Source organism: Candidatus Thiodubiliella endoseptemdiera (genome assembly GCF_964212635.1).
Classification (GTDB): domain Bacteria; phylum Pseudomonadota; class Gammaproteobacteria; order PS1; family Pseudothioglobaceae; genus Thiodubiliella; species Thiodubiliella endoseptemdiera.
The window spans coordinates 428,280-454,705 of the sequence record NZ_OZ156463.1 but is presented as its reverse complement, the minus strand read 5'-3'; the positions used below and the strand labels follow the sequence as shown (position 1 = coordinate 454,705).

Genomic DNA, 26,426 nt, shown 5'->3' with positions numbered 1-26,426 from the left:
ATGCAAAGGTCTCATATTACACAAACTGCTTTAGAGTTGTGCCATTACCTCGTCAGAAATATCAGCATTATGATAGACTTCTTGCGTATCGTCCAAATCCTCTAAACGGTCAATGAGTCGCATAAACTTTTCGGCATCACCGAGATTGAGTTCAATGCGGTTGGCAGGTTCCATCGTTACTTCAGAATGTGTTGCTTCGAGTCCTGCAGCACTGAGTGCATCTTTGACGGTGAAGAAATTTTCGGGCGTGGTAATGACATCAATTGAGCCGTCATCATTGCTAACCACATCTTCAGCACCAGCATCCAGTGCGGCTTCCATAATAGTGTCTTCGTCGCCAGATTCAAAACTGATAAAACCTTGTTTAGTAAATAGGTAAGAGACTGAGCCATCTGTACCGAGATTGCCCCCGTGCTTGGTAAAGGCGTGTCGCACATCAGCAACGGTGCGATTGCGATTGTCGGTTAGGGTATCCACCATCACCGCAGTGCCACCCAAGCCATAACCTTCATAACGCACTTCATCATAATTTTCGCCATCAAGGTCTCCAGAGCCTCGTTTGACCGCATTTTCAATGGTATCGCGTTTCATATTCGCTGCCAAAGCCTTGTCAATAACCATTCTAAGTGATGGATTATTTTCAATCACACCACCACCATGTTTGGCGGCAATTACGATTTCTTTAATGAGTTTGGTGAAAATTTTCCCCCGTTTGGCATCTTGTGCGCCTTTGCGATGTTGAATATTGTGCCATTTGCTATGTCCTGCCATTTTATTTCTCCGTGAAATCTAGTAATTTTTGTATTGAATATTGTGCTTGTTGGGTGATATTTTTGTCAATTTTAATCTCGTTTTCACCTGTTTGCAAAACACTTAATAATTTTTCTAAACTGTTCATTGCCATCCACTCGCAATGCGCACAAGATTCACAGTCTGCTCCTTCCCCCATGGTAGGTGCTTCAATCAGTGTTTTATTTGGTGCTACTTCGTGCATTTTATGAAAAATACCATTGTCCGTTGCCACAATAAAAGTTTGTTCGTCTCTGTTTTTAACGGCATTAATTAACGCAGTGGTTGAGCCAACTACATCAGCCAAATCCACCACCGCTTGCGGGGATTCTGGATGCACTAAGACGCAAGCCTCAGGGTGTTTGACTTTAAGTGCCGCCAAGCCGTCCGCCTTAAATGCTTCATGCACTACGCAAGCACCTTGCCAAAGTAGCATATCCGCATCGGTTTCATTTTGTACATAATGCCCCAAGTGTTTATCAGGTGCCCAAAGGATTTTTTCACCTTGTTCGTGTAAGTGTTTGACGACTTTGAGTGCACTGCCCGAAGTAACTACCCAATCAGCACGCGCTTTGACAGCAGCCGAAGTATTGGCGTAAACCACGATTTTTCTATCAGGATGCTGGTCGCAAAATTTGGAAAATTCCTCAATGGGACACTCTTCATCGAGTGAGCAAGTAGCATTATTATCAAGCACTAAAACAGTTTTTTCAGGGGAGAGGATTTTAGCAGTTTCGCCCATAAATTTAACCCCTGCAACGATAATTGTATCCGCATCGCAGTTTTGCCCAAATCGTGCCATCTCTAAACTGTCAGAAACCAATCCACCTGTTTCTTCTGCTAAGGTTTGCAACTCACCACTCACATAGTAGTGTGCTACTAGAACAGCATTTTTTTGTTTTAAGAGTTGTTTGATTTGTTTAATCATTTTGGTTAACAAGGTAGATTTTTATCTATTTTGTCTATAAATTGTTGTCTGAAAAAAGTAACAGGTTGAGTGTAAATATGCTGATAAAAATCATATTTATCGGCATCTTTTAAACCAAAATGAGAAACTTTGTTTTCTATATCGCTTGCGTAAGTATATTTATTTTTATTTTCTTTGTAAACGACGCAAAATATAAATTTAAGATTTTTAGGTTTTATTGACAAATCATCTAAAATTTTTAACAAGACTTCCGTGCCTTGCTGAAGTTTTTCTTGAAGGTTTTTTTTATATTTGTTGACTTTTATCTTGGTTAAATTTTTGAATTCAACGCAATACACTTTGTTGTTTTTTATAATCAGCGTATCAGGCGATGCCGGATGCTTGTCAGGGTATTCTTCTTTAACAATCTTATCAAAGTTATAAGATTTATAGTGAGTATCAGAACATAAAGGAAGTTTGTTTGGTTGGCTTGTGTCAATACTCATGGTTTTAAAATTTGATAAACAGCGTGAATATTTTGCATTGAATTTGGATTCTAATTCGTTCACAACTTATCGGCATCCATTTCACGAAAAACATCAAAAGGTTGCGAGAGTTTTGTAAAAATTTCTGACAAGGTTTTGTTGTTATTTTCTGATTTAATAACCCCCTCCTTGGCTAAATAAAAGTTTGCTTCTGTTTTATATTTTTCGCTATATCTTTCTAATGCTTCCACCATATACGGGCTATGTGTTGTAACGAGAATATTAGCACCATTTTTAACCAGTAAGGTAACCAGTTCTGAGAATTTTAATTGCCAGTTTGGATGTAAATGCACTTCAGGTTCGTCTAGGATAATTAACGACCTTTCATTGATAAACTCTCCTACTAACAACATTTGTAACATACCAAATGTTTTGATACCGCTCGCCACATTTATCATTCTGTGCTCTTGTCCATTGTCCTTAAAGTAAAAAAAGTCGTTGCTTTGAGGTCTGTATTTAATTGTTCCTTTAATGGTATTTTTGGCTTTTTGATATACATCGTTTGGCTTGTAAAAATAATCATTATTAGCCGAATCTCTGAGTTTCATCTCTAAATCTTTTATATGAAAGGCGATTTTCGCTCTACCAAGGTGTCGATTGTGTGTAGTTCTTGGCTCAAAGGCGGTTTTAGATTCTCTAATTGACTCATGAAAATTTAAAAGCATCGGCGTTTCAATGAGGGTGCTGTCGTTAAAATATAATTCATCTTGTTGATCAAAATGATACAGCGCACCTTCCTCAGATTCTTCGTATTTAACTTTGATAGCCAATATGGCTTCTTCGGATTCTGCAATGTTTACATAAACATCTTTTTTTATATTTTGGTTGGTAATTATTCCTGAAAATTCAGAATTGATTACTTTGGTAAACGCCTTTATTTTGGCTATATTTTCATTTTCATTTTCTGTGATTGTTTTTTCTAGAATTTGAAAAAGAGAATGAGTTCTATCGTTAGATATTTTGTGTTCCTCCAAAAACTCTACTCTACTAGTAATTGCCTTAACACCATGTTGATTAATTTCATTTGCAAAATGCCTAGGGTGAAAAAGTTCTTTAAATTCTGATACATCAAAAAAATGTTGTCTATTGTAAAAATAGATACGCTCAACAGTTTTTAAAATTTTATATTCTTTGCCTTCTTCTAGCTCGTCTTTGTATTTGCTAATTGCCTTAATAATAGAAAACATCAATTTACCAACAGTGCTTTTCCCACTGTCATTTTCACCTGCGATTACTGTTAAACCCGATAACTTAATATCCGCTTCTTTAATAATGCCGATGTTTTTTATTGTTAATTCCATTTTTTCTATTTTAAGCGTTTCACTCTTATATTGAAAATTATTTACCCTTCTTTTTCAGGCAAACTGACCTTGACACTCAACTCTCTTAATACTTTATTCGGCACGCTGGCAGGGGCGCCGGTTAATAAACACGCAGCAGTTTGGGTTTTGGGGAAGGCGATGACATCACGGATGGAATCGCTGCCTGTCATAATCATGACTAAGCGGTCTAAGCCGAATGCCATGCCACCGTGGGGTGGACAGCCGTATTCTAAGGCATCGAGCAGGAAGCCAAATTTATCTTGGGCTTCTTCGTCAGAAATTCCTAAGAGTTTTAACACGGTTTGCTGCATTTTTACTTGATGGATACGGATGGAGCCACCACCAACTTCACTGCCATTAATGACCAAATCGTAAGCACGAGATAGGGCAGTAGCTGCGGTGTTTTCTAAGGTTTCTGCATCAACGCTTGGTGCGGTGAAAGGGTGGTGGATAGCGCTTAAGGAACCATCATCGTTTTCGTCAAACATTGGAAAATCAACCACCCAAATTGGTGCCCATTTGCAGGTATATAAATCCAAATCTTTAGCGATTTTCTCACGCAAGTTACCTAATGCCTCGTTAACGATTTTGATTTTATCGGCACCAAAGAAAATGATATCACCTGTTTTTGCATCGACTTTATTAATGATGTTTTGCGTAACTTCTTCACCAAGAAATTTTAGGATAGGTGAGGTAGGACCTTCTTCATTCATCTTAATATATGCCAAGCCTTTAGCACCATAAATGCTTACGAATTTGGTGTAGTTGTCGATTTGTTTGCGTGAGATATTACTGCCGCCAGTAATTTTCATTGCTGCAACACGCGAGTTTGGGTTTTTGGCGGGTTCAGCAAAAACTTTAAATTCAATGTTTTCAAGCAATTCATCAATGCCGATAATCTCAAGTGGAATACGCATATCAGGGCGGTCAACGCCATATTTATCCATCGCATCGGCGTAAGTGATACTTGGAAATTTACCCCCCAAATCTACATCAATTACTGATTTGAATAATCCACGGGTCATTTCTTCCATCATTGCCATAATTTCGTCTTCATTCATAAATGAAGTTTCAACATCCAATTGAGTGAATTCTGGTTGACGGTCGGCACGCAAATCTTCATCTCTAAAACACCGAACAATTTGGTAATAGCGCTCAAAACCAGACATCATTAACAATTGTTTGAATAATTGTGGGGATTGTGGCAGGGCAAAAAACTCACCTGGATAAGTGCGTGACGGCACGAGATAATCTCTTGCACCTTCAGGCGTGGCTTTGGTTAAAAACGGGGTTTCAATGTCTAAAAAATCATGGCTATCCATAAATTCACGCATATAATGGGTTACTTTTGAACGCAAACGCATCCTTTGCTGCATAACATTAGTGCGTAAATCTAGGAAACGATACTTAAGACGCACTTCTTCTGAAGTATCTACTGCATCAATTTGAAAGGGCACTGGCTTGGAGGTGTTAAGAACCTCAATTTGTTTGGCAACAATCTCAATATCACCAGTGGCAAGTTTTGAATTGATTAAGTCATCGGCTCTGGCAATCACTTCACCAGTAATTTTTAAAACAAACTCATTGCGAATAGTCTCAGCCAAGGCAAAACTCTTGTTATCTGGATTAATAACCACTTGCACAATGCCTCGTTTATCGCGTACATCCAAAAAAATTACACCACCATGGTCACGGCGACGATTTGTCCAGCCACAAATTTCAACGGTTTGACCAATATTTTTTTTGTTTAACTCTCCACAATAATGCGTTCTCATCATTTTCTTTTTCCTTTTTTTTTGTTTAGTTCGGCGTTACTACGCCAGTAGAAATAATTAGTTTAAATGCGTCATCGACACTCATATTTAGTTCAACTGTGTCTTTTTTTGGTAGCATAATAAAAAAGCCAGAAGTTGGATTAGGCGTGGTGGGTACATAAATATTAACAATTTCTTGTCCAATTTTCTCTTCAACCTCACCATGATAATCACCTGTTTGAAAAGCGATAGTCCACATATCTTTGCGGGGATATTCAACCAATAATGCTTTTTTGAAACTCTTACCAGAAGGGCTAAATACCGTATCTGAAAGTTGCTTTAAGGCATTATAAACCCCTCTAAATCCTGGGATTTTGTTCAGTAATTTATCCCATACTTCCAATAACTTACGCCCAATAAAATTACTTACCAATACGCCAGTCACCATAATAATCAGCAACACCCAAACTACGCCAGAGCCTGGTATGCTTTGGCTAAACTCAAGTAGAATTTGTGGTAAATACTGCTCAGGAATGAGATTATCGACCAATTCTAAAAAGAATTTAATGACGACAATGCTTAGACCTAAAGGTATCCAAAATAGTAACCCAGAGATGAAATAATTTCGTAAGCGTTTCATGGAGTTAAGATGGTAATAATAAAGGTGTTATTTTAGCACTTATTTGACTTCTTCTTCATTGCGAATTGTCAGGATTTCGTAACCACTTTTCGTAACTAAAATTGTATGCTCCCATTGCGCAGAAAGTGAACGGTCTTTAGTGGTTACTGTCCAGCCATCAAGTTGCGAAGTTGTTACCTCCCATTTTCCCAAATTCACCATTGGCTCAATTGTAAACGACATTCCTGCCTCTAAAATAGGGCTGACATCCACATTCCCATCATCATAATGCACCACCTGTGGTTCAGTGTGAAACAAACGCCCAATACCATGCCCGCAATAATCACGCACAATAGAACAGTTGTTCTTAATTGCATGCGCACCAATCGCTTTACCAATCTCACCAAGATGAATACCTGGTTTGACTTTTTCAATGCCGATGTATAAGCATTCTTGGGCAATACGGCAAATGCGTTGTGCCTTGACGCTAGATTTACCAATGATAAACATTTTGGAAGTATCACCGTGATAACCATCTTTAATGACGGTGATATCAATATTCACGATATCGCCTTTTTTTAGTTTTTTCTCACTCGGAATACCGTGACAAACGACATTATTAATGCTGGTGCAAATGGATTTTGGAAAGCCGTGATAATTCAGCGGAGCAGGGACAGCGCCTTGCTCATTAACAATAAAATCGTGGCAAATTTTATTTAATTCTTCCGTGCTAACGCCAGATTTAACCAATGGCGTAATCATATCTAATACATTGGCTGCCAAACGCCCTGCAACACGCATTTTTTCTATCTCATCGGAGGATTTAATATCAATTGCCATATAATATATTTTTTTAAAAAAGTAACATATTATCGCTTAATTTAAGCGTATTTTTCAGATTTATTTCCACTTTTGTTTTCGTTAGCGGGTACTCAAAAGTCAAACTAATTGCCTGCAACTGCAAATTTTTCGGATGATTTTTTGGTGTATCGCCATACACTTTATTGATTTGGCAGTTGACGAATAATTTAGATAGAGACCTTTGCATAAATATGAATAATCATCAAAACGCCATCTTTCATCAAATTACAAACTTTTTAAAAACACCCTTAGCCCTGCTAGGAGTGGATTTAAAAAATTTCCAATTTAATAAAATCTGTCATTTTGCTAATCATCCCTATTTATGCAAAGGTCTCTTAGTGATAAAGTTTTTTAGCCCATAGTAGCAATTTTACCGATGAATTAGTTTAAAAAATACAAAATTAGGGTATCATTACTTTTTCAACTTTGTTACTTTTCAATGGCGACAAAATATATCTTTATTACTGGCGGTGTGGTTTCTTCTTTAGGGAAGGGCATCGCTTCAGCTTCTCTGGCAACCTTGCTCGAATCTCGTGGACTTAAGATTACAATGCTTAAGTTAGACCCTTATATTAATGTCGATCCAGGCACAATGAGTCCTTTTCAGCATGGGGAGGTTTTTGTGACTAATGATGGTGCGGAAACGGATTTAGATTTAGGGCATTATGAGCGATTTGTGCGTTTGCAGTTGGGTAAGAAAAATAACTTTACTGCAGGACGAGTGTATCAACGCGTAATTGAGCGGGAGCGTCGGGGTGATTATTTGGGTGCAACGGTGCAGATTGTGCCGCATATTACTAATGAAATTAAAGACTTGACACAGGCGGGTGCGGCGGGTGCTGATGTGGCGTTGGTTGAGATTGGTGGTACGGCAGGTGATATTGAATCGTTGCCATTTTTGGAGGCAATTAGACAGATGAGCCTTGAATTGGGGCGTGAGAATACTTTATTTATTCATTTGACTTTGTTGCCTTATCTTAAAGTGGCGGGCGAGTTAAAAACTAAACCTACGCAACATTCTGTGAAGGAATTGCGTGGGATTGGTATTCAGCCTGATATTTTGATTTGTCGTTCTGAGTATCCATTGCCTGATGAAGAACGAGCCAAAATTGCGTTATTTACTAATGTGGCATCGGATTCGGTGTTCACTTCGTTGGATGTGGATACTATTTATAAAGTGCCTAGAGCTTTGCACGAGCAGGGATTGGACGAGGTGGTGGTGAATAAATTAGCACTTGATTGTAGGCCGACTGATTTGAGTGAATGGGATAGCGTGGTGGATAAATTAAATGCACCGACTGCGGATATTAATATTGCAATGGTGGGTAAATATATGGATTTAACTGAGGCGTATAAATCGTTGTCAGAAGCCTTATTACACGCAGGTATCAATACGAAAATCAAGGTTAATATTCATTATTTTGACTCGGAAGAAATCGAAAAAACAGGCACAGGTTGCCTAAGTGAAATGAGTGCGATTTTAGTTCCTGGTGGTTTTGGTAATCGGGGGGTTGAAGGCAAAATTGCCACTGTGGCTTACGCACGAGAAAATAATATTCCTTATTTGGGCATTTGCTTAGGTATGCAAGTCGCAGTGATTGAATATGCGCGTAATGTGGCGAATATGGGCGGTGCGAATAGCACCGAATTTGATGCGACTACGCCGCATCCCGTGGTGGGTTTAATCACCGAATGGCAAGATGAATATGGCAGTACACAAACGCGTGATGCTGATTCTGATTTGGGCGGTACGATGCGTTTGGGCGGTCAAGAGTGTGTATTAACTAACAATTCTAAAGCCAAAGAAATTTACGGCAAAGAAGTAATTACCGAACGCCATCGCCATCGTTATGAAGTTAATAACACTTTGATTGAAAAATTAGAAGAATCAGGGTTAAAAATCTCTGGGCGTTCAATCGATGGTAGTTTGGTGGAAATGATTGAAATTACAGATCATCCTTGGTTTGTGGCGTGTCAGTTCCATCCAGAATTTACCTCTTCACCGCGTGATGGACATCCATTGTTTGAGGGTTTTGTTAAGGCAGCTACTAAGGCACACAACCTTATTCTGTCTGCGTGAGACCTTTGCATAAATATGAATAATCATCAAAACGCCATCTTTCATCAAATTACAAACTTTTTAAAAACACCCTTGGCCCTGCTAGGAGTGGATTTAAAAAATTTCCAATTTAATAAAATCTGTCATTTTGCTAATCATCCCTATTTATGCAAAGGTCTCTGCGTAAGTGATAACTTAGTGTGATTTATGAAACACATAAAACAGAAAATTTCCCACCCAAAAATTCGTCAAATAAGCCGCACTGGGTTAATGCGGCGTTCTCAGTGAGTAGTGCTGAGTCATTTAAACAGGCGTTCAAATTATTACCGATAAGCGATTTACCATTAAATGACTGCTGTCGGTATGGTGGTAATATTGATGAAAATTCTATTGAGATGATGATGCTTTCAAATGTGGAAACTGAGCAAAAAATCCAATTCAAAATTGGGGTATTTTTTCGTGAAGTATTGGCGGGATGTGCCTGTAGTGATGATTCGTCGCAAGCAATGATTTATGAAGATGGGTATTGTGAGTTGGTAGCTGAGTTTGATAAAGTTACAGCGTTCATTTCTTTTTCTTAATAAATTTCATTAAACGACGCTTTTTGGCAATCTGCCTTGCATTCAACTCATTCTTTTTGCCTTTAAATGGATTGTCGCCACTTTTATACTCAATTCTCATCGGCGTATTGGTTAAACCTAACGCACTGATAAAAAAGTTTTTCAAATAACGGTCATAAGCATTTGGTACACTTTGTAAGTGGTTACCATGGAAAGTCAGAGTTGGTGGAAAAGTATCGGTTTGATTGACATACTTAATTTTCAAGCGTCTGCCTTTAACAGGCGGTGGCTGATGTCCAGTATTGGCTTTTTCTAAAATAATATTTAATTCTGGCGTGCTAAGTCGTATGCCTGCATTATTATATGCTTTGATAATCGGTGCGAATAATTTACCCACACCTGAGCCGTGTAATGCAGAAATGTAATGCACAGAAGCGTAATTCACAAACGATAATTTCACTTCTAATTTGCGTTTAACTTCTTGTTTTTGATATTCATCCAAGCCATCCCATTTGTTGATCACAATTAATAAGGCTCTGCCTTTTTCACTAATCATACCGAGTAAAGTGGCGTCTTGCTCAGTTACGCCTTCACTCGCATCAAGCACTAAAACAACAACATGTGAACGGTCTAAGGCTTCTTTGGCTTTTATGATTGAGAAGATTTCAATTTTTTCGTGAGTGGAGCGTTTGCGACGAATACCAGCAGTGTCAATCAAGGTATATTCTTGCCCTTCGCGTTCAAAAGGGATGTAAATACTGTCCCGAGTTGTGCCGGGTAAATCGATTGCAAGGACGCGTTCTTCACCTAAAATACGGTTAATTAAAGTTGATTTACCTACATTTGGTCTGCCTAAAACTGCCACGGCAATACCATCAATTTCAACTTCGTCTTCTTCTTTGACTTCCATTTCTTTTGGAAATTTCGGCAAGGTGTAATCAATTAAATCACCGATACCCTGACTGTGCTCTGCCGAGATGAGTTGTGGCTCACCCATACCTAATTCGTAAAATTCTACTGCCAAAGAAGGGTCTAAGCCTTCGGCTTTATTGCAAACTAAGACAACTTCTTTTTTGAGTTTTCGCAGTTGAGTGGCGATTTCTCTGTCTAAACCAATAACACCATCACGCGCACTGACGATAAAATAGATAATATCGGATTCTTCTAAGGCATTTAATACTTGTGTTTGAATGCCATTATCAATCACATTATCTTGCTGAGTTAAGCCACCCGTATCAATAATAGTTGCCTGTGTTTGCGTGTCTTCGTCAAATATTATTTCGGCGTATTGACGGTCGCGTGTCAACCCCTCAAAATCAGACACTAACGCCTGACGCGAACTGCTTAAGCGATTGAAAATAGTAGATTTACCCACATTTGGGCGTCCAACGAGTGAAATGACAGGCATTAGAAAGTAATTAGTTTAAATCGTTGAGTTTCATTTGAATTAAGTTAAATAATTTTGACTCTCTTGGCAATTGTGCCAAAACTGCTTGGTAGTGTTTTCTAGCAGTGTCAAAATCGCCTTTAACAAAGTAGGCATCACCTTTGGCGTTGTCATACAAGGTACCAAAGGCTGTATTACTGTTGTCGTCTAATATGGCAAGTGCTTCATCGGGTTTTTTTATCTCTAAATAGACGGCAGCCATTCTGAGTTTTGCGTTGTGCATTAGGAATTCATTTTCACTTTTAGTGAGTGGCAATAAAAGGGCTAATGCCTTCTGATAATCACCTTTTATCACAGCTTGTTGTGCTAATACCAACTCGGCTTGTTGTGCGTAAGCACCACCATCTTGCTTTAGTGTAGTTAATACTTTGGCATTATTTGGGTTGGCAACTACTGATAGATAATTGATACGAGCTTGAATTGCTTTTTCATTCTGTGCTACTTGATAATAATCAAACCCCCAAATACCACCCAAACCTAAGGTGATGCCAATAATAATATGGGGTAAATTTTCTTTTAGCCACTTTTTGATTTGCTCTGCTTGCTCTTCCTCGGTTTTACCTACTTCAATAAAATTTTTCATTTTTTCATCCTTTAAAATAATGTATTGCTTCTTCAAGGTTCATATTTTTCTGTTCACCCTGACCTTTGAGTGGCTTAATTGCCACCTGATTGTTGTTAATTTCTTCCTCGCCTAAAATAATTGCAAAATCCGCATCGACTTTATTGGCTTTTTTAAACTGCGATTTAAAACTGCCCATGCCGATGTCATTATAAAGGATTACCTGCGGCAATGCTTGATGCAGTTGCTTGGCAATCTGCATCGATTTACGCTGTGCCTCGTAACCTAGTGCAACCATATATATAGATTTTTTCCTTTCACCAATAGACAAGCCTTGCGCTTGTATCAGCAAAGTCAATCTTTCCAAACCCAAAGCAAAACCAACTGCAGGGCAATTCTTACCTCCCATTTGCTCTACCAATCCATCATATCGACCACCTGCACAAATTGTACCTTGTGCGCCTAAATCTGTTGTTGTCCATTCAAAAACAGTGCGGTTGTAATAATCTAAGCCACGCACTAAACGGGTATTGATGATATATGGAATATCAAGGCAGTCTAAATAGGCTTTAAATTCGTCAAAATGCTGTGCAGATTCTGCATCAAGATGACTCATTAATTTAGGTGCGGATTCAATTAATGCCTGTAAACCTTCATTTTTAGAATCCAAAATCCTTAAGGGGTTGGTGCTCAAACGACGAATAGAATCCCCATCTAATTGATTTTTATGCTCAGTGAAATATTTTACCAGCACTTTACGATAATTAGCTCGTGCCTCGGCAGAGCCAAGCGTATTGATTTCTAACTGCACATTTTTCAGCCCAATTTTTTGCCAAAGCGAATGTGTAATAGCAATTAATTCTGCGTCTATTTTGGCATTATCTGCACCAAAAACTTCTGCACCAATTTGATGAAATTGACGATAACGACCTTTTTGCGGTCGTTCGTGGCGAAACATTGCCCCTTGATAAAAGACTTTTTGAATTCCTTCTCTAGGCAAATTGTGTTCAATCATACAACGCACCACACCTGCTGTATTCTCAGGACGAAGACTTAATAAATCGCCATTTGAGTCTGCCCAAGTGTACATTTCCTTTTCAACAATATCTGTTGCCTTGCCAATCGCACGATGAAAAGTATCAGTTTTTTCCACCACAGGGGTGCGGATATTTTTAAAACCATAAGAAGTAAACAAATCAAAGATTGTTCTTTCCAACGATAGCCATACAGCAGAATCGCTAGGAAGCAGGTCATTCATTCCGCGAATGGCGTTGATTTTGTTAATCATTGGAACAGGCTAATATAAAATTGTGTTTATTTTACCACTCATCGTTAAAAATAACCTTTCTATCTATTCGAGACCTTTGCATAAATATGAATAATCATCAAAACGCCATCTTTCATCAAATTACAAACTTTTTAAAAACACCCTTAGCCCTGCTAGGAGTGGATTTAAAAAATTTCCAATTTAATAAAATCTGTCATTTTGCTAATCATCCCTATTTATGCAAAGGTCTCAATTAGATGCAGATTATTTTTGGACAATTCACCGCAGCACGATTGTTAATCTGCAATTTATCAGTAAGGTATCTAAAAATGAAGAAGATAAACTAATGGTGTATTTGGATGACGACACCGCTTTATCGGTCAGTCGTAATCACGCTAGTTTATTTAAAAAGATGTGAGTTTATTCGTTAGTAATGCCATTCGGCACATGCCCAGTTGATACATATTGGGCGGCAGATTCGCAATGTTTGTGTTGGTCGTCAAAGAAAATATCAGCACCAAATTCTTTAAGAAATTTTCCTTTATCAAGCCCACCTAAAAAGAAAGACTCGTCAATACGAATATCCCAGGCACGCATGGTGTGAATGACGCGTTTGTGTGATGGAGCACCTCTAGCGGTAACGAGAGCGGTTCTGATTGGATTGTTTTTTTCGGGAAAAGAAGATTGAATATCGTGTAATGATTTTAAGAAAGGTTTGAATGGACCTGATTTGAGTTCAATATTGGCAAATTTTTCTTCATTTTCTGAGAAAGCTTCAATGCCACTTTCTTGATAAACTTTTTCAGCTTCATCAGAAAATAAAACTGCATCGCCATCAAAGGCAATTCTTAATTGAGTTTTGTGTGCATTTTTAGAACTAGTACCAATAATAGAAGCAGCAGCAAAGCCAGATTTTATGGCTTTTTGCACATCTTCATAATGGCTGGACAAAAATAAATCTGCCTCAAAAGCATCTAGCAAAGAATGTGTTGGTTCGCCACGAGTAAAAGCGGCACGCTCGATAGTTAAGCCATAATGTTCAATGGAATTAAAAATACGCAAGCCCGTATCCGCACTATTACGAGAAAGTAAAATCACATCAATCGGTGTTTTTGAACTATTGAGTGCAAGTAGTTTTTTTACCAAAGTAAATCCAACACCAGGGTTTAATATTACTGACTCATTTTCTTGCTGGTGTTTGGCATATGCTTGAACGCCTTTTTCTTTAAATATTTTATGCGATTTATCCAAATCAAATAATGCTCTTGATGAAATAGCAACAACTAATTTTTTCTTCGCATTCACATCTTCACTGTCTGCCATAGCATTCCCTTATATTTTCCCAAACAATAATTTAACCACTTTTCAATAAAAGTATTCAACTCCCATTGTATATTCATATCGTCGCATTGTGCAAGATATGGGTGCGAATTATTCAGCGTAGTTTCGTTACATACTGATAAAACTTCCAACAACTTTGCATCAAAAAATACCTTAAATTTAATGTTAGGACGATTCACTGTGCCCAAAATATGTGTCAGCGTGAAAGTACCTGTGTATGGCGTTCTTTCTTCAATTATTAGATACAAATCCTGCTCATTTTTATGGCGAATCACACTATTATGTATGGTTTCTTTGAGTGCAGGAATTAATTTTAAAATCGTCTGATAATTCAATTCAAACAACGCTGATACTTCTGAGTAAGTTTTAGTATCGCGTTGTGTGTATAGTGATTTTAAAAATTCATCCTCTATCATTGTGCCACCCATCGCGTTTCATATTCCAAACGACCATTGTCATTTAGAGTGTAATAATTAAAGCCAATGCGTTTTTCATCGGTAAATTGCACCGCCGTTGATGGACAGGCAATAATTTTTAAACCCCGCTTGTTAAATTCCGCAGATTCGTGTGCATGACCAAATAATACAGCCCGTATTTTAGTGTATTTGTCTAATACTGCAAATAAATCTTGCGGATTTTCTAACGACAGTGAATCGTCCCAAGTGCTATTCATTGGTACAATAGGGTGGTGTAATATCACGATAATAAAGTTGGCAGTTGATTGGTTTAGTTGGGTGTTTAATTCAGATAGTGCATTTTTACTGAGATAACCACTAGTTTTGTTAGCCTGTACAGAATTTATGCTAACAATATCCCACACCCCAAGCGATATTTTTTTAAACAAACATTTTGCAAATATAGTTGTAAGATTATCTGAATCATGATTACCTTTAATGACAAAAACATCACTTTGCACAGGAATCAAAAGTTCTTTTAATTTTGTATAAGAGTTAAGTGTGCCATTATGCGTCAAGTCGCCACTAATCAATAAAGCATCGCTTTTTACAGTGGTAATTTCATTGATAATGCATGCTAGGTTTTGGTGAGTATCAACCCCCATTGATTGTGGATTATCATCAATATGACAATCGCTGATTTGGATAAAATTATGCACCACGAATAAATTTAACCCGATGACTGACATTGGTTAATAATTCATAACTGAGGGTATCGCTATATTCTGCCACGGTTTCTACTCGCAATTTGTCATCACCCCATAAAATTGCAGTATCACCAACTGCCACTTTGGTAGTGTCAGAATCCGTGATATTCACAACAATCATATCCATAGAAACACGACCCACCAGTGGATACAGTGTGCCATTAATCAAAACAGGCGTGCCATTTTTTGCATGACGGGGGTAACCATCGCCATAGCCAATGCCAATGATGGCAATTAGGCTTGTTTTGTCGGCAGTCCAAGTTAATCCGTAGCCTACTGATTCACCTGCCCGGATAGTTTTAATCGATATTATTGGAGCTGAGAGTTGCATCACTGGTTGCAAGCCAAAATCATTGTTGGCGATAGGCGACGCACCATAGAGCATAATACCCGGACGCACAAAGTCAAAATGCGATTGTGGATTGGATAAAATGCCCGCAGAATTAGCCATAGAGCGGTTATTTTGCTTGTCAGTTAGTTGCTCAAATGCGTTAAGTTGCATTTGATTTATCGGGTTTTCAAGTTCATCGGCACAAGCAAAATGGCTCATTACGCATTCAATGCCAATCAATGAATTGGCTGTAAAATCAGTCAAACAGTGCTGATATTCATCGGCAGACAAACCCAATCGGTGCATACCTGTATCCACTTTTAGCCAGACACTCAGTGCCTTGCTGCTATGATTGATAATGGAGATTTGTGATGGGTGATGCACGACAATTTGACACTCTAACGCAATCGCCTGTTGCAAGGTTTCCTTAGAATAAACGCCTGAGAGTAAAAGAATAGGGCGTTTGGTCAATTGTCGCAATTTTTGTGCTTCCGACAATTCACTGACTGCCAAAATATCGGCATTGTCAATCAACGGCATCAGCAAATCCAGATGATGCCCATAGCCATTTGCTTTCACCATTGCCACGATTTTTGCTAACGATTGATTTTTAACAATCAGTAGATTATGTGCCAATGCAGATTGAGAAATAACTGCAACTGCATTCATCATTTAAAACGCTTCTGTTTCAAAATGTGGCGCACCATCGTCCTCAAAACTGGGGGCATTGTGCATATCAGTGGCTTCTACCTGCCAATCTTCAGGTGCGTATGCCGCCTGAGAATCATTTGCCAAATTTTCAAAGCGGGTATATTGCCCAATCCACGCCAATTTAATATTTCCTGTTTCTCCATTACGATGCTTGGAAATCATCAAATCCGCCTTACCCACTTCTTCTGGATTAGAATAGGTTTCATCGTGATATTGCTCATCACGATAGACGAATGCAATGATGTCCGCATCCTGCTCAATTGAACCCGATTCACGCAAATCAGACATTTGAGGCATACGCCCTTTGCCCGCCTTAGGGCGAGATTCAACACCACGATTTAATTGCGATAGGGCAATCACTGGCACATTAATTTCTTTGGCAAGCGCTTTTAGTGAGCGAGAGATTTCCGAAATTTCTTGCACACGGTTTTCACTTTTTCCATGCACTGTCATCAGCTGCAGATAATCCACCATAATCAGTGACAAATTAGGATATTGCCGTTTAATACGACGCGCCTTTGCACGAATTTCTGTCGGGGTAATGGAAGGGGTTTCATCAATCAAAATATTGTTTTTATCAATGGCAGTAATTGCATGACTAAAACTATTCCAATCAGTTTCCGTCATCTCACCTTTGCGAATTTTTTTGCTGTCAATGTGTCCAAAGGAAGAAATCATTCTTAATGTCAATGCCTCAGTCGGCATTTCTAGCGAAAATACCAATACTGGCTTACCTTGTTCAATTGCCACATTGCCCACAATATTCATCGCAAACGCTGTTTTTCCCATTGAAGGTCGACCTGCAACAATGATTAAATCCCCATTTTGCAAGCCCGAAGTTTTTTCATCCAAATCAACAAACCCAGTTTCTAAACCAGTTACCGAACCTTTGGTCTCTGCCCATTCTTGCACCCGATTAGCAACATCTTTGGTAATAGTTTTAAGGTTAACCACATCTTGTTTGCCACGGGTAATTTGCTCTGCAATTTCAAATATTTTTCGTTCAGACAAATCAATCAATTCTTGCATTTCAATGTCTTTCGGACGATAAGCGGCATCTGCAATTTCTTGACTGACCATAATTAACTGACGATAGACAGACAACTCACGCACATATTGAGCATAGGTTTTTACATTACTAATACTCGGTGTACTTTCAGCGATTTGTGCCAAATATTCAAAGCCACCCACTGTTTCTTCATCGCCTGTTTTTTTTAGTCGTTCTTTAACTGTTAAAATATCCGCCGGATCGCCATGCTCTAAAAGTATGTGTATTGCATCAAAAATAATACGATGTGCAGGCACATAAAAATCTTCTGCCGTCAATACATCAGCCACATCATCCCATGCTTCATTATGCATCAGCAAACCACCAAGTACAGATTGCTCTGACTCTATAGAATTTGGTGGTACTTTAATGTTATCGATATTCATAATGCCTTAATAAATAATATGTTTGGAGACCTTTGCATAAATATGAATAATCATCAAAACGCCATCTTTCATCAAATTACAAACTTTTTAAAAACACCCTTAGCCCTGCTAGGAGTGGATTTAAAAAATTTCCAATTTAATAAAATCTGTCATTTTGCTAATCATCCCTATTTATGCAAAGGTCTCGTTTGAAATAAAAAAACCCTCGTTTAGAGGGTTTTTATTTTAACTGAATTTGTTATCAGTTTTACTGCTCTTCTTCCGAAGCTTCAACGATGACTTTCACATCAACGCTAATGTTGGTGTGCAGCACAACGCTAACAGTATATTCACCAATATGATGAATTGCTTCAGACATATTGATATTGCGTTTTTCAACTTCGTGACCTGCTGCTGCTAAACTTATAACAATGTCTGCTGTACTAACAGAGCCGAACAATTTACCTTCTTCACTTGCATTTACTTTCAGTGTGCAAACCACGCCATTCATTGCCGCTGCTTGCGTTTCTGCTACTTTAATAGTTTCTGCTTCTTTCGCTTGTAAGTCAGCTTTGATTGCTTCAAATTCAGCCATATTAGCCGCAGTTGCTGGCTTGGCTTTACCTTGTGGAATTAGAAAGTTACGCGCATAGCCAGATTTAACATTTGCTGTGTCGCCTAAGCCACCTAATTTACCAATTGTTTCTAATAAAATTACTTGCATAATCAACTCCTATTTTTTGTGTTTGTCAGTGTAAGGAATCAATGCTAAAAATCTAGCGCGTTTGATTGCAGTGGTTAATTGACGCTGAAATTTAGCGCTTGTTCCTGTCATTCTTGACGGGGTAATTTTGCCACCTTCGTCAATATTCTTTAACAAGACATCTACTTCTTTATAGTCAATCTCTTTAACACCTGCTGCTGTAAAACGGCAAAAAGTGTTGATTTTAATCTGAGGTCTGCGTTTTCTTTTTTGTTGCTTAGCCATAATAATCTCCTATTTTCTCTCTTTTCTTTCTTTATCAGCGTCTTTAGTCGTCATCATAATTGAAGGTTCAGTGATGGCAATCTTTTTAGAAATGATTAAATTTCTAAGAATAGCGTCATTGAAACGGAAATTATAATTCAACTTGTCAAGTGTATCTTGATTACATTCGATATTTAACATCAAGTAATGTGCTTTATAGATTTTGTTGATTGGATAAGCGAGGTGTTTACGACCCCAGTCTTCTTCGCGATGAATATTACCGCCATCAGCAGTAATCATTTCTTTGTATTTGTCCATCATTGTTCCAACCTGTGCAGATTGGTCAGGATGCACAATTAGTGTAATCTCATAGTGTCTCATGAGTGTTTTCTCCTTATGGTTATTAAAAAAAATAGCTTGCCGAGTTACACCCAGTCAAGCAAGGGAAAGGACATTATACACATTTATTTAAACTAAATGGATTCAATTGTATGCGTCATGCGTCTATAACGCACTTTTTTCTATATTTTTTCATTCATTTTAGAGTCATTTAAGCATTTTTCAATGGTATCCAATGCTACTATCTTTTTTTGGGTGAAAAAAAATTAATACATGAGGAGACCTTTGCATAAATAGGGATGATTAGCAAAATGACAGATTTTATTAAATTGGAAATTTTTTAAATCCACTCCTAGCAGGGCTAAGGGTGTTTTTAAAAAGTTTGTAATTTGATGAAAGATGGCGTTTTGATGATTATTCATATTTATGCAAAGGTCTCATGAGGGTTATTTCTTAGAATACTAATTTAATGATCTCATAAAAATAAACACTCATCATTTCAATCATTCACAATGTGAAAAGACCTTTATAATAAAGCAATGGCAATAACTGACTGGCACGAAAACGATAGACCCAGAGAAAAACTACTTAAATTTGGTGAGGAAAGTTTAACTGATGCCGAGTTGTTGGCGATATTCTTACGCACGGGTATAAAGGGTAAGAGTGCAGTGGCGTTGGCACAAGATTTACTTGATCAATTTGGCTCTCTTTATAATTTGTTAAATGCAAGTGAAGATGAGTTTTGCCAAGGTAAGGGGCTAGGTCAAGCAAAATATACCAATCTTAAGGCTGTGCTGGAGATGGCAAAGCGACATTTTGAATCAGGTTTGAGCAAAGTCGATGTATTTACTAGCCCTAAAGCTTGTGCGAATTATTTACATTTACATATTGGCAACACCAGCCGAGAGATTTTTGCTGTGTTACTGTTAAATCAAAAACATCAGTTAATTGAGTTGGTAAATTTATTTACTGGCACGCTAAATCAAGCCAGTGTACATTCACGAGAGGTGGTGAAAGTTGTGTTGGATAAGGATGCGGCTGCTGTAATTTTGGCACACAATCATCCATCTGGCGACCCGACACCATCACAGGCAGATATTAATATTACGCACAAAATTAAGGGTGCGTTGGCGTTGATTGATGTGCGGGTATTGGATCATATTGTGATTGGCGATAAGGGGCGATTTGAGAGTTTAGCACAACGAGGGGACATATGATGAAGTGGTTTAAATGGGTGATTTTGCTTGGGGCTGTGGTTTTTGCCGTGTATTTAAATCAGTTGCATACGGTGGTGAAAGAAGAATTTTCAAAGCCTTTGGCTTCTATTGATTCTCATTTGGATTTAAAGGAGTATCCTGTTGAGTTAATTAACATGTTATTAATTGTGGAAGATCAATCATTTTTTAAACATTCGGGCGTAGACTTTGTGGAAATTGGCAGGGTAGCGCGTGATTATTGGCTTTATGATAAGCCGATACGCGGTGCGAGTACTATTACACAGCAGTTGATTAAAAGTTCGTTACTGACGCGTGAGAAAACTTTTGAGCGTAAGTTTAAAGAAGGTTTGATGGCATTTTTGTTGGAAGTTTCGTTTGATAAGCAGACGATTTTGACGCGTTATATGAACAGCGTGTATTTGGGGCAAAAAGGCAATTATGAGGTACGCGGATTTGAGCGTGCGGCACAATTTTATTTTAATCAAGATGTTAGGGCGTTGCCTTTAGAAAGGTTGTCAGCCTTGGTGGCATTGCTTAAAGGACCGAGTTATTACAATCCGATTAAACGACCACAGCGGTTATTGCAACGGCAAAAGTTGGTGTTACACTTGTATCATACGAATCAAAAGATTGTAAAATAGTCGAATGCAAACTATTCTCGCCATTGATACCTGTACTGAAGTGTGTTCTGTTAGTCTTTATTCGCGAGGTGAAATCATCTCGCGTTTTGTCCAAGATGTGGCAAAAAGTTCCAGTTTGGTATTGCCATTATGTGATGAGGTCTTTGCACAAGCAGGTTTGTCAGTGGCAGATTTGGATGTGATTGTTTATACCCAAGGCCCAGGTGCATTTACGGGGGTGCGGATGTGCGTCAGTGTGGTGCAGGGGATGTCGTTGGCGTATGATATTCCAACGCTAGGGTTCTCAACACTTGAAGTGATGGGTTTTGGTGCAGCACAAAAGTATAAAACCGATAAGGTAGCTGTAGCACTTGATGCACGGATGAGAGAGGTATATTGGGGGGTATATGAGGAAGGTATTTTGAGTGCTGAACGCATTGCAAAACCTGACGAAATAGATATTTTGAGTAGTGATTTTATTGGCGTTGGCACTGGCTGGGGTGCGTATGGGGAGGCACTTTCTCGACAGTCGGGAGTAGATAACTTTGTAAGCGATTTTTATCCCAAATCTGAGAATTTGATTGCCCTATATATTGGTAAGGAGTCAAAAGAAAGTGATGAATTGCCATTGCCGACTTATTTACGCAACAATGTGGCAAAAAAGTCGTTAAAATAATCTAGATTTAATCAATAAATTAATGAATAATTATGTGGAAATGGATACAAGCATTTGCCTCACCGCAAAATTTTTATCAAAGTAGTGCGAAAATCATTCCTTGGATGATGATTCCATTTGTTACTTTGTCATTGGCAGGGTTATATTGGGCTTTGGTGGTTTCCCCAGCCGATTATCAGCAAGGCGAGAGTGTGCGTATTATGTATGTGCATGTGCCTGCTGCCTGGATGAGTTTATTTATTTATGTAGTAATGGCAACGGCAGGAGCAATTGGTTTAATTTGGCAAATAAAACTCGCCTTTGTGGTGGCAAAAGTATCTGCACCGATTGGCGCGGCTTTTACGCTGTTGGCGTTAATCACAGGCAGTATTTGGGGGAAACCGATGTGGGGCACTTGGTGGGTCTGGGATGCACGACTCACTTCGGAACTTATCTTGTTGTTTTTATATTTGGCCTATATGTCGCTGAATAATGCTTTTGACAATCCTAAAACTGCCAATAAAGCCTCTGCCATTTTGGCGATTGTGGGATTGGTGAATATTCCCATTATTTATTATTCAGTTGAATGGTGGAACAGTCTGCATCAGGGCTCATCAGTGAGCGTGACCAAGGTGTCTATGCAAATTGATATGTTTATTGCATTAATGTTGATTAGTTTTGCTTTTAAGTTTTTATACGGTGCATTGGTGCTAATGCGTGCCCGTAATGAGGTGTTAGTGAGAGAGCAAAATTCTGGCTGGGTAAAAACCCTTATTAAGGATAAATTATAATGGGATTTTTATTATTTGATAAGTACATGATATATATATGGGTATCTTATTTGCTCACTTTTGCCATAGTGGGGTTTTTATTTATCAGCACTAAGGTAAATCACAAACGGGTGGTTACGCAATTACGCATTAAATACGCAAGAGGTGAAAAAAAATGACAAAAAGACAAAATAGAATGGTGTTAGTGGCAGTGTTGGTTGCCGGTGCAATATTGGCAGTAACGCTTTTATTACAAGCCTTGGGCAGCAATACCAATTATTTTTATTCACCAACAGAAGTGGCAGAAGGTAAAGCACCAGTTGGCAAAAGTTTCCGTTTGGGTGGTTTGGTGGCTGTGGGCAGTTTCAAACGAGAAGATTTAAAATCTACTTTCAAAGTAACGGACAACAAAAAATCTTTCACCATTCAATATACAGGTATCTTGCCTGACTTATTCAGAGAGGGGCAAGGTATTATTACTACAGGCTCTTTAAAAGGGGATATTTTTGTAGCAACGGAAGTTCTAGCAAAACACGATGAAAACTATATGCCACCCGAAGTGGCTGACGCGTTAAAAAAGGCAAAAAATAATGGGTAAGTTTTTACCTTTGGTTATTTTTGTGGTTTTGGCGTGGTTTTTGTATAATGGTTTGGGGCGTGATACTAAAAAATTACCCTCACCTTTAATCGGCAAAGCTTTCCCAAATCTTGAAGTAGAAGATTTTCAAACAAGGGAAAAATATCAACTACAAAGTCGATTAAAAAATAAGGTTTCATTAGTTAATGTGTGGGCGTCTTGGTGTGTGACTTGCAGAGCAGAGCACCAAATGTTGAAAAAAATCGCCAAAGTCAGTAGTGTGCAAATGGTAGGTGTTAACTATAAAGACACCAAAAAAGAAGGTAAGCGTTTTTTAGAAATATTAGGCAACCCATTTGATTTTATTGTCTTTGATGACAAGGGGAAACTCGGTTTAGAGCTTGGTGTATATGCTACGCCTGAGACTTTTATTGTTGACAAAGATGGGGTAATTCAATTCAAGCGTATTGGTGAGATTACTCCACAGATTTGGCAAAAGCAAATGTTGCCATTGATTGATAAACTACAAAAATAATTTCTTTCTAAAATTGGTTGATAGTTTATTTTTTTATTAAGTATAATATGCCGGTGCTTGATTAAGCACTGATGTACATTTTTTGGGCGCTTAGCTCAGTTGGTAGAGCATCGCCCTTACAAGGCGAGGGTCACAAGTTCAAGTCTTGTAGCGCCCACCAAAAAATGGAGCGGTAGCTCAGCTGGTTAGAGTGCCTGCCTGTCACGCAGGACGTCGCGGGTTCGAATCCCGTCCGCTCCGCCATTTTTGAACCCACCTCACGGTGGGTTTTTTTTTGCCTAATAAAAAATCTGACTATAATGCAGGTAAGGTTTTCGTTTATAATTTAGCACTTTAAAATTTCATGAAATGTAAACTATGCTAAGTTCTATCAAAGAAAAAATCAAAGGTTGGGTTGCTTATGTCATCATTGCACTTATTGTTGTTCCGTTCGCTTTGTTTGGTGTTAGTGAATACTTTACAGGCACATCAAATGTTGTGGTTGCTACAATTGGCAGTGATGATATTTCCAAAGAAACCTTTTTGTCAGAATTTGAACTGCAAAAAAGACGCTTACAACAGGAATTAGGAAAGAGTTATACTGCCGAAGTTAACCAAGCAGTAAAAATGCAAACCATCAATTCGATGATTAATAGGCATTTGTTAGAGCAATTGGCAGAGCAATTAGGTTATGCAACGACACAACACGAGTTGCAGGTGTTCATTCAAAGCAACGATGTGTTTAAAGTTGATGGTAAATTTTCTGTTGATAGATATAGGCAATTGCTGAGGTTGAGTGGTTTTTCCGATGTGGAGTATGAAGCGTTGCAAACTAATGAATTGACGCAAAATCAAATTAAATATAACTTTTTGGATTCTGCATTTATTACTCCATCAGCTTTGAAGCGTGTGCAATTGTTGAACGACCAAAAGCGTCAGTTTAGCTATATTTTGTTGAGTGTTAAAGAGCATTCTAAGAATGTCAAGGTAAATTCTAAAAGTGTTAAAGAATTTTATGAATCACAAAAAAAAGCATTTTTTGAGCCGCAAAAAGTAAAAGTAGATTTCGTGGAATTGTCATTTAAGCAAGTGGCTAAAAATATTGAAGTAAGTGAAGACGAATTGTTTAATTTTTATGAAGACGAATCTGTGCGTTTTACCACGGAGGAAGAACGCAAAGCACAGCATATTTTGGTTGAGAGCAAAATATTAGCAGATAGCATTGTTGCAGAAATTAAAGCAGGAGGTGATTTTACTGAATTAGCAATAAAGCATTCAATAGATACAGGTTCAAAAGACAATGGAGGTGATTTGGGTTTCTTTGGTCTGGGTGTGATGGTGCCTGAATTTGAGAGCAAGGTGTTCAGTATGAAAGTAGGTGAAGTGAGTGTGCCAGTGAAGACAGATTTTGGTTATCATATTATTAAATTGACCGAGATTAAAGCAAGTGCAGTTAAGCCATTTGAGGAAGTGCGTGATGAATTAACCAAGCTTTATACGGAGCGTGCTGCACAAAAATTGGTATATAAATTAACCGACAATTTTAGCAATTTGGCTTATGAAGCGAGTTTAGAAGAAGTGGCAGCACAAATGGATTTAAAACTTAAAACTTCTGTATTTTTCCCACAAAACAGCAAAAATTATGATGCCAAGTTTATAGCAGCAGCTTATAGCGATGCTGTGCTAAATAAAGGTGAAAACTCTGAGCCAATTGAATTAGGTAAAGACAAGTTAGTGGTATTGAGAATTAACAACAAAATTGCCCAAAGACAAAAAGACTTTAAGGAGGTAAAAGCTGAAATTACTCAACATTTAACAGGTTTATTAGCGAAAAAATTTATTAATGATATTGCCAATAAAATTGCAATTGCATTAGATGAAGGTGATACCAAAGCGGCAGAAAAGTTAATTGAAAAATACAATCTTAAATGGAAAAAAATGGGTTGGGTTGGTAGAGATGTTAAGAAAGTCAAAGTCAATATCAATATTGTCAACAGCGTGTTTACTTTGCCAAAGCCAAGTGCGAGCAAAAGTGTAACCTACGCTGCAAGAAGCATAGCCCCGCAAGAAGTTGTTGTATTGAAGTTATCAGCAGTCAAAGCACCTGATAACCCCCCTAATGCTACCTTGATGAATGTGTTACTCAGTTTTGAAGTTGATGAAGTATTCAGAAGTATTTTGGCTACATTGCGTAAAGGCACAGATATAGAAATCTTTGCAAATAATTTATAGGCAATAAAAAACCCTGCAAATGCAGGGTTTTTTAGTTTTGGCATTCTGTGTTTATTACTCAGGACCTTTGTCATAAAAATTGTAGCCTGAGTCAATGTAAGTAATTTCCCCTGTGATACCAGAGGCTAAATCAGAGCATAAGAATGCAGCAGCGTTACCCACTTCTTCGGTGGTAACATTGCGTTTAAGGGCGGATGAATCTGCTGCATAGTCCAATAACTTGCCGAAGTCTTTAATGCCTGATGCTGCCAATGTCTTGATTGGCCCTGCGGATACGGCATTAACACGAATGCCCTTTAAAGGTCCCATTGCTGCTGCCATATAACGCACATTAGCTTCAAGTGACGCTTTTGCGACACCCATCACATTGTAGTTAGGAATAGCACGAATTGCCCCTAAATAACTAACGGTTAATAATGCACTATTTTCATTTAACATAGGACTTGCAGCCTTGGCTAATGCAGTGAAACTGTAAGAGCTAATATCGTGAGCAGTGGCAAAGTTTTCACGCGTAGTGGCTTCAATATAATTGCCGTCTAACGCTTCTCGTGGGGCAAAGGCAACAGAATGAACAACAATATCAAAATTATCCCAGTGTTTTTTAAGTTCTCTGAACGATTCTTCAATGCCAGCGTCAGTGCCTACATCACAAGGAATAACAATATCAGAATTACAAACTACGGCACACTTGTCCACGCGTTTTTTGAGTTTTTCATTTTGATAAGTGAGTGCAATTTCACACCCTTGTTTTGCCATTGCCTCGGCAATTCCCCACGCAATTGAGCGGTTAGAGGCAACGCCTACGATTAATGCCTTTTTTCCTGTTAAAAATCCCATAATATTATTACCTTAGTAAAATAAACAAATTATAATAGAGAATTTTAT

At 38.2% G+C, this 26,426-nt stretch carries 36 protein-coding genes and 2 tRNA genes; 17 read left to right on the top strand and 21 right to left on the bottom strand.

What is annotated here, in order from left to right; all coding sequences use genetic code 11:
- Positions 1–30: 30 nt before the first annotated feature.
- From AB8525_RS02330 to AB8525_RS02295, 8 genes are read right to left on the bottom strand one after another with little or no spacing between them, the layout of a single operon-like run.
- Positions 31–771: a YebC/PmpR family DNA-binding transcriptional regulator gene (locus tag AB8525_RS02330; RefSeq protein WP_369152292.1), complete on the bottom strand. Its 741-nt coding sequence runs from the start codon at positions 769–771 to the stop codon at positions 31–33.
- 1 nt (position 772) lies between these two features.
- Positions 773–1,717, bottom strand: a complete 945-nt coding sequence (nadA, locus tag AB8525_RS02325) for a quinolinate synthase NadA (RefSeq protein ID WP_369152290.1) — start codon at positions 1,715–1,717, stop codon at positions 773–775.
- Between the two features lie 5 nt (positions 1,718–1,722).
- Positions 1,723–2,265 carry a hypothetical protein gene (locus AB8525_RS02320; RefSeq protein ID WP_369178348.1) on the bottom strand — a complete coding sequence of 181 codons (543 nt, stop codon included), beginning with the start codon at positions 2,263–2,265 and terminating at the stop codon, positions 1,723–1,725.
- On the bottom strand, positions 2,262–3,542 hold the full coding sequence (locus AB8525_RS02315) for an AAA family ATPase (protein WP_369178346.1): 1,281 nt from the start codon (positions 3,540–3,542) through the stop codon (positions 2,262–2,264). The genes AB8525_RS02320 and AB8525_RS02315 overlap by 4 nt, the downstream gene beginning before the upstream one ends.
- Positions 3,543–3,583: 41 nt before the next feature.
- Positions 3,584–5,338, bottom strand: a complete 1,755-nt coding sequence (aspS, locus tag AB8525_RS02310; RefSeq protein ID WP_369153043.1) for an aspartate--tRNA ligase — start codon at positions 5,336–5,338, stop codon at positions 3,584–3,586.
- 25 nt (positions 5,339–5,363) lie between these two features.
- A complete protein-coding gene (locus tag AB8525_RS02305; RefSeq protein WP_369152284.1) occupies positions 5,364–5,957 on the bottom strand; it encodes a DUF502 domain-containing protein in 594 nt (197 codons plus the stop codon).
- A 39-nt stretch (positions 5,958–5,996) separates the two neighbouring features.
- A complete protein-coding gene (gene map, locus AB8525_RS02300) occupies positions 5,997–6,776 on the bottom strand; it encodes a type I methionyl aminopeptidase (protein ID WP_369152281.1) in 780 nt (259 codons plus the stop codon).
- Positions 6,777–6,789: 13 nt separating this feature from the next.
- Complete coding sequence (locus tag AB8525_RS02295; RefSeq protein WP_369178344.1) at positions 6,790–6,984, bottom strand: hypothetical protein; 195 nt, start codon at positions 6,982–6,984, stop codon at positions 6,790–6,792.
- Between the two features lie 4 nt (positions 6,985–6,988).
- Here AB8525_RS02295 and AB8525_RS02290 point away from each other — a divergent pair, with 4 nt between their 5' ends.
- The 4 genes from AB8525_RS02290 to AB8525_RS02275 all read left to right on the top strand — a co-directional run bounded on the left by AB8525_RS02290 (position 6,989) and on the right by AB8525_RS02275 (position 9,437).
- Positions 6,989–7,159, top strand: coding sequence for a hypothetical protein (locus AB8525_RS02290; RefSeq protein WP_369152278.1), 171 nt, complete (start codon positions 6,989–6,991; stop codon positions 7,157–7,159).
- Between the two features lie 77 nt (positions 7,160–7,236).
- Complete coding sequence (locus AB8525_RS02285; protein WP_369178343.1) at positions 7,237–8,877, top strand: CTP synthase; 1,641 nt, start codon at positions 7,237–7,239, stop codon at positions 8,875–8,877.
- Between the two features lie 15 nt (positions 8,878–8,892).
- A complete protein-coding gene (locus AB8525_RS02280) occupies positions 8,893–9,060 on the top strand; it encodes a hypothetical protein (RefSeq protein ID WP_369152275.1) in 168 nt (55 codons plus the stop codon).
- Positions 9,057–9,437 (top strand): hypothetical protein, encoded by a 381-nt coding sequence (locus AB8525_RS02275; protein ID WP_369178341.1) that lies wholly within the window; start codon positions 9,057–9,059, stop codon positions 9,435–9,437. Before AB8525_RS02280 ends, AB8525_RS02275 begins: the two co-directional genes overlap by 4 nt.
- Here AB8525_RS02275 and der read toward each other — a convergent pair.
- From der to hisS, 3 genes are read right to left on the bottom strand one after another with little or no spacing between them, the layout of a single operon-like run.
- Positions 9,421–10,824: a ribosome biogenesis GTPase Der gene (gene der / locus AB8525_RS02270; protein ID WP_369178339.1), complete on the bottom strand. Its 1,404-nt coding sequence runs from the start codon at positions 10,822–10,824 to the stop codon at positions 9,421–9,423. The two genes, AB8525_RS02275 and der, sit on opposite strands and share 17 nt — an antisense overlap.
- Positions 10,825–10,834: 10 nt before the next feature.
- The gene (locus AB8525_RS02265) at positions 10,835–11,446 is read right to left on the bottom strand and encodes a YfgM family protein (RefSeq protein ID WP_369152269.1); all 612 of its coding nucleotides are present in this window, start codon (positions 11,444–11,446) and stop codon (positions 10,835–10,837) included.
- Between the two features lie 4 nt (positions 11,447–11,450).
- The gene (gene hisS, locus AB8525_RS02260) at positions 11,451–12,713 is read right to left on the bottom strand and encodes a histidine--tRNA ligase (RefSeq protein WP_369178337.1); all 1,263 of its coding nucleotides are present in this window, start codon (positions 12,711–12,713) and stop codon (positions 11,451–11,453) included.
- Positions 12,714–12,799: 86 nt separating this feature from the next.
- Here hisS and AB8525_RS02255 point away from each other — a divergent pair, with 86 nt between their 5' ends.
- Together AB8525_RS02255 and AB8525_RS02250 are read left to right on the top strand one after the other, a co-directional pair.
- Positions 12,800–12,949, top strand: a complete 150-nt coding sequence (locus AB8525_RS02255; protein ID WP_369150368.1) for a hypothetical protein — start codon at positions 12,800–12,802, stop codon at positions 12,947–12,949.
- The gene (locus AB8525_RS02250; protein WP_369178336.1) at positions 12,931–13,110 is read left to right on the top strand and encodes a LytTR family DNA-binding domain-containing protein; all 180 of its coding nucleotides are present in this window, start codon (positions 12,931–12,933) and stop codon (positions 13,108–13,110) included. The genes AB8525_RS02255 and AB8525_RS02250 overlap by 19 nt, the downstream gene beginning before the upstream one ends.
- A gap of 2 nt (positions 13,111–13,112) precedes the next feature.
- Here the strand turns inward: AB8525_RS02250 and AB8525_RS02245 are convergent, their stop codons facing one another.
- Genes AB8525_RS02245 through dnaB form a run of 5 tightly spaced genes read right to left on the bottom strand, consistent with a single transcriptional unit; the run spans position 13,113 to position 17,671 of the window.
- A complete protein-coding gene (locus AB8525_RS02245; protein WP_369152264.1) occupies positions 13,113–14,015 on the bottom strand; it encodes a 5'-nucleotidase in 903 nt (300 codons plus the stop codon).
- Positions 13,994–14,449 carry a DUF1249 domain-containing protein gene (locus tag AB8525_RS02240; RefSeq protein ID WP_369178334.1) on the bottom strand — a complete coding sequence of 152 codons (456 nt, stop codon included), beginning with the start codon at positions 14,447–14,449 and terminating at the stop codon, positions 13,994–13,996. The genes AB8525_RS02245 and AB8525_RS02240 overlap by 22 nt, the downstream gene beginning before the upstream one ends.
- A complete protein-coding gene (locus AB8525_RS02235) occupies positions 14,446–15,147 on the bottom strand; it encodes a metallophosphoesterase (protein WP_369178332.1) in 702 nt (233 codons plus the stop codon). The genes AB8525_RS02240 and AB8525_RS02235 overlap by 4 nt, the downstream gene beginning before the upstream one ends.
- The gene (gene alr, locus AB8525_RS02230) at positions 15,140–16,195 is read right to left on the bottom strand and encodes an alanine racemase (RefSeq protein WP_369178330.1); all 1,056 of its coding nucleotides are present in this window, start codon (positions 16,193–16,195) and stop codon (positions 15,140–15,142) included. The genes AB8525_RS02235 and alr overlap by 8 nt, the downstream gene beginning before the upstream one ends.
- A 3-nt stretch (positions 16,196–16,198) precedes the next feature.
- Positions 16,199–17,671, bottom strand: a complete 1,473-nt coding sequence (dnaB, locus tag AB8525_RS02225; protein WP_369178329.1) for a replicative DNA helicase — start codon at positions 17,669–17,671, stop codon at positions 16,199–16,201.
- Positions 17,672–17,713: 42 nt separating this feature from the next.
- Between dnaB and AB8525_RS02220 the strand changes: the two genes are divergently transcribed.
- Complete coding sequence (locus tag AB8525_RS02220; RefSeq protein ID WP_369150313.1) at positions 17,714–17,863, top strand: hypothetical protein; 150 nt, start codon at positions 17,714–17,716, stop codon at positions 17,861–17,863.
- Positions 17,864–17,918: 55 nt separating this feature from the next.
- Here AB8525_RS02220 and rplI read toward each other — a convergent pair whose 3' ends face one another.
- From rplI to AB8525_RS02200, 4 genes are all read right to left on the bottom strand, one after another.
- The gene (gene rplI / locus AB8525_RS02215) at positions 17,919–18,374 is read right to left on the bottom strand and encodes a 50S ribosomal protein L9 (RefSeq protein WP_369178327.1); all 456 of its coding nucleotides are present in this window, start codon (positions 18,372–18,374) and stop codon (positions 17,919–17,921) included.
- A gap of 9 nt (positions 18,375–18,383) precedes the next feature.
- Positions 18,384–18,638 (bottom strand): 30S ribosomal protein S18, encoded by a 255-nt coding sequence (rpsR, locus tag AB8525_RS02210; protein ID WP_071565110.1) that lies wholly within the window; start codon positions 18,636–18,638, stop codon positions 18,384–18,386.
- Positions 18,639–18,647: 9 nt separating this feature from the next.
- Complete coding sequence (gene rpsF / locus AB8525_RS02205; protein ID WP_369152255.1) at positions 18,648–18,998, bottom strand: 30S ribosomal protein S6; 351 nt, start codon at positions 18,996–18,998, stop codon at positions 18,648–18,650.
- A 224-nt stretch (positions 18,999–19,222) separates the two neighbouring features.
- Positions 19,223–19,378, bottom strand: a complete 156-nt coding sequence (locus AB8525_RS02200; RefSeq protein ID WP_369178326.1) for a hypothetical protein — start codon at positions 19,376–19,378, stop codon at positions 19,223–19,225.
- Positions 19,379–19,495: 117 nt separating this feature from the next.
- On the opposite strand from AB8525_RS02200, the gene radC reads away from it, so the two are divergent.
- From radC to AB8525_RS02150, 10 genes are all read left to right on the top strand, one after another.
- Positions 19,496–20,173 carry a DNA repair protein RadC gene (gene radC / locus AB8525_RS02195; protein ID WP_369178324.1) on the top strand — a complete coding sequence of 226 codons (678 nt, stop codon included), beginning with the start codon at positions 19,496–19,498 and terminating at the stop codon, positions 20,171–20,173.
- The gene (locus tag AB8525_RS02190) at positions 20,173–20,814 is read left to right on the top strand and encodes a transglycosylase domain-containing protein (RefSeq protein WP_369178322.1); all 642 of its coding nucleotides are present in this window, start codon (positions 20,173–20,175) and stop codon (positions 20,812–20,814) included. The genes radC and AB8525_RS02190 overlap by 1 nt, the downstream gene beginning before the upstream one ends.
- Before the next feature lie 4 nt (positions 20,815–20,818).
- A complete protein-coding gene (gene tsaB, locus AB8525_RS02185; protein WP_369178320.1) occupies positions 20,819–21,469 on the top strand; it encodes a tRNA (adenosine(37)-N6)-threonylcarbamoyltransferase complex dimerization subunit type 1 TsaB in 651 nt (216 codons plus the stop codon).
- 32 nt (positions 21,470–21,501) lie between these two features.
- Positions 21,502–22,239: a heme ABC transporter permease gene (locus AB8525_RS02180; protein ID WP_369178318.1), complete on the top strand. Its 738-nt coding sequence runs from the start codon at positions 21,502–21,504 to the stop codon at positions 22,237–22,239.
- On the top strand, positions 22,239–22,397 hold the full coding sequence (gene ccmD, locus AB8525_RS02175) for a heme exporter protein CcmD (protein ID WP_369152223.1): 159 nt from the start codon (positions 22,239–22,241) through the stop codon (positions 22,395–22,397). The genes AB8525_RS02180 and ccmD overlap by 1 nt, the downstream gene beginning before the upstream one ends.
- Complete coding sequence (ccmE, locus tag AB8525_RS02170) at positions 22,394–22,816, top strand: cytochrome c maturation protein CcmE (RefSeq protein WP_369178316.1); 423 nt, start codon at positions 22,394–22,396, stop codon at positions 22,814–22,816. Before ccmD ends, ccmE begins: the two co-directional genes overlap by 4 nt.
- A complete protein-coding gene (locus AB8525_RS02165; RefSeq protein ID WP_369178314.1) occupies positions 22,809–23,330 on the top strand; it encodes a DsbE family thiol:disulfide interchange protein in 522 nt (173 codons plus the stop codon). The genes ccmE and AB8525_RS02165 overlap by 8 nt, the downstream gene beginning before the upstream one ends.
- A gap of 84 nt (positions 23,331–23,414) precedes the next feature.
- Positions 23,415–23,490: transfer RNA gene (locus AB8525_RS02160), tRNA-Val, on the top strand.
- A 6-nt stretch (positions 23,491–23,496) separates the two neighbouring features.
- Positions 23,497–23,573: transfer RNA gene (locus tag AB8525_RS02155), tRNA-Asp, on the top strand.
- 114 nt (positions 23,574–23,687) lie between these two features.
- On the top strand, positions 23,688–25,541 hold the full coding sequence (locus AB8525_RS02150; RefSeq protein WP_369178312.1) for a SurA N-terminal domain-containing protein: 1,854 nt from the start codon (positions 23,688–23,690) through the stop codon (positions 25,539–25,541).
- 54 nt (positions 25,542–25,595) lie between these two features.
- Here the strand turns inward: AB8525_RS02150 and AB8525_RS02145 are convergent, their stop codons facing one another.
- On the bottom strand, positions 25,596–26,378 hold the full coding sequence (locus tag AB8525_RS02145; protein ID WP_369152217.1) for an enoyl-ACP reductase: 783 nt from the start codon (positions 26,376–26,378) through the stop codon (positions 25,596–25,598).
- Positions 26,379–26,426 lie beyond the last annotated feature (48 nt).

Bases quoted from the DNA above. Each gene is read 5' to 3' on its own strand.
- AB8525_RS02330 (WP_369152292.1), bottom strand. From the start codon at position 771: ATGGCAGGACATAGCAAATGGCACAATATTCAACATCGCAAAGGCGCA.
- nadA (WP_369152290.1), bottom strand. From the start codon at position 1,717: ATGATTAAACAAATCAAACAACTCTTAAAACAAAAAAATGCTGTTCTA.
- AB8525_RS02315 (WP_369178346.1), bottom strand. From the start codon at position 3,542: ATGGAATTAACAATAAAAAACATCGGCATTATTAAAGAAGCGGATATT.
- aspS (WP_369153043.1), bottom strand. From the start codon at position 5,338: ATGAGAACGCATTATTGTGGAGAGTTAAACAAAAAAAATATTGGTCAA.
- AB8525_RS02305 (WP_369152284.1), bottom strand. From the start codon at position 5,957: ATGAAACGCTTACGAAATTATTTCATCTCTGGGTTACTATTTTGGATA.
- map (WP_369152281.1), bottom strand. From the start codon at position 6,776: ATGGCAATTGATATTAAATCCTCCGATGAGATAGAAAAAATGCGTGTT.
- AB8525_RS02295 (WP_369178344.1), bottom strand. From the start codon at position 6,984: ATGCAAAGGTCTCTATCTAAATTATTCGTCAACTGCCAAATCAATAAA.
- AB8525_RS02290 (WP_369152278.1), top strand. From the start codon at position 6,989: ATGAATAATCATCAAAACGCCATCTTTCATCAAATTACAAACTTTTTA.
- AB8525_RS02285 (WP_369178343.1), top strand. From the start codon at position 7,237: ATGGCGACAAAATATATCTTTATTACTGGCGGTGTGGTTTCTTCTTTA.
- AB8525_RS02280 (WP_369152275.1), top strand. From the start codon at position 8,893: ATGAATAATCATCAAAACGCCATCTTTCATCAAATTACAAACTTTTTA.
- der (WP_369178339.1), bottom strand. From the start codon at position 10,824: ATGCCTGTCATTTCACTCGTTGGACGCCCAAATGTGGGTAAATCTACT.
- AB8525_RS02265 (WP_369152269.1), bottom strand. From the start codon at position 11,446: ATGAAAAATTTTATTGAAGTAGGTAAAACCGAGGAAGAGCAAGCAGAG.
- hisS (WP_369178337.1), bottom strand. From the start codon at position 12,713: ATGATTAACAAAATCAACGCCATTCGCGGAATGAATGACCTGCTTCCT.
- AB8525_RS02255 (WP_369150368.1), top strand. From the start codon at position 12,800: ATGAATAATCATCAAAACGCCATCTTTCATCAAATTACAAACTTTTTA.
- AB8525_RS02250 (WP_369178336.1), top strand. From the start codon at position 12,931: ATGCAAAGGTCTCAATTAGATGCAGATTATTTTTGGACAATTCACCGC.
- AB8525_RS02245 (WP_369152264.1), bottom strand. From the start codon at position 14,015: ATGGCAGACAGTGAAGATGTGAATGCGAAGAAAAAATTAGTTGTTGCT.
- AB8525_RS02240 (WP_369178334.1), bottom strand. From the start codon at position 14,449: ATGATAGAGGATGAATTTTTAAAATCACTATACACACAACGCGATACT.
- alr (WP_369178330.1), bottom strand. From the start codon at position 16,195: ATGAATGCAGTTGCAGTTATTTCTCAATCTGCATTGGCACATAATCTA.
- dnaB (WP_369178329.1), bottom strand. From the start codon at position 17,671: ATGAATATCGATAACATTAAAGTACCACCAAATTCTATAGAGTCAGAG.
- AB8525_RS02220 (WP_369150313.1), top strand. From the start codon at position 17,714: ATGAATAATCATCAAAACGCCATCTTTCATCAAATTACAAACTTTTTA.
- rplI (WP_369178327.1), bottom strand. From the start codon at position 18,374: ATGCAAGTAATTTTATTAGAAACAATTGGTAAATTAGGTGGCTTAGGC.
- rpsR (WP_071565110.1), bottom strand. From the start codon at position 18,638: ATGGCTAAGCAACAAAAAAGAAAACGCAGACCTCAGATTAAAATCAAC.
- rpsF (WP_369152255.1), bottom strand. From the start codon at position 18,998: ATGAGACACTATGAGATTACACTAATTGTGCATCCTGACCAATCTGCA.
- AB8525_RS02200 (WP_369178326.1), bottom strand. From the start codon at position 19,378: ATGAATAATCATCAAAACGCCATCTTTCATCAAATTACAAACTTTTTA.
- radC (WP_369178324.1), top strand. From the start codon at position 19,496: ATGGCAATAACTGACTGGCACGAAAACGATAGACCCAGAGAAAAACTA.
- AB8525_RS02190 (WP_369178322.1), top strand. From the start codon at position 20,173: ATGAAGTGGTTTAAATGGGTGATTTTGCTTGGGGCTGTGGTTTTTGCC.
- tsaB (WP_369178320.1), top strand. From the start codon at position 20,819: ATGCAAACTATTCTCGCCATTGATACCTGTACTGAAGTGTGTTCTGTT.
- AB8525_RS02180 (WP_369178318.1), top strand. From the start codon at position 21,502: ATGTGGAAATGGATACAAGCATTTGCCTCACCGCAAAATTTTTATCAA.
- ccmD (WP_369152223.1), top strand. From the start codon at position 22,239: ATGGGATTTTTATTATTTGATAAGTACATGATATATATATGGGTATCT.
- ccmE (WP_369178316.1), top strand. From the start codon at position 22,394: ATGACAAAAAGACAAAATAGAATGGTGTTAGTGGCAGTGTTGGTTGCC.
- AB8525_RS02165 (WP_369178314.1), top strand. From the start codon at position 22,809: ATGGGTAAGTTTTTACCTTTGGTTATTTTTGTGGTTTTGGCGTGGTTT.
- AB8525_RS02150 (WP_369178312.1), top strand. From the start codon at position 23,688: ATGCTAAGTTCTATCAAAGAAAAAATCAAAGGTTGGGTTGCTTATGTC.
- AB8525_RS02145 (WP_369152217.1), bottom strand. From the start codon at position 26,378: ATGGGATTTTTAACAGGAAAAAAGGCATTAATCGTAGGCGTTGCCTCT.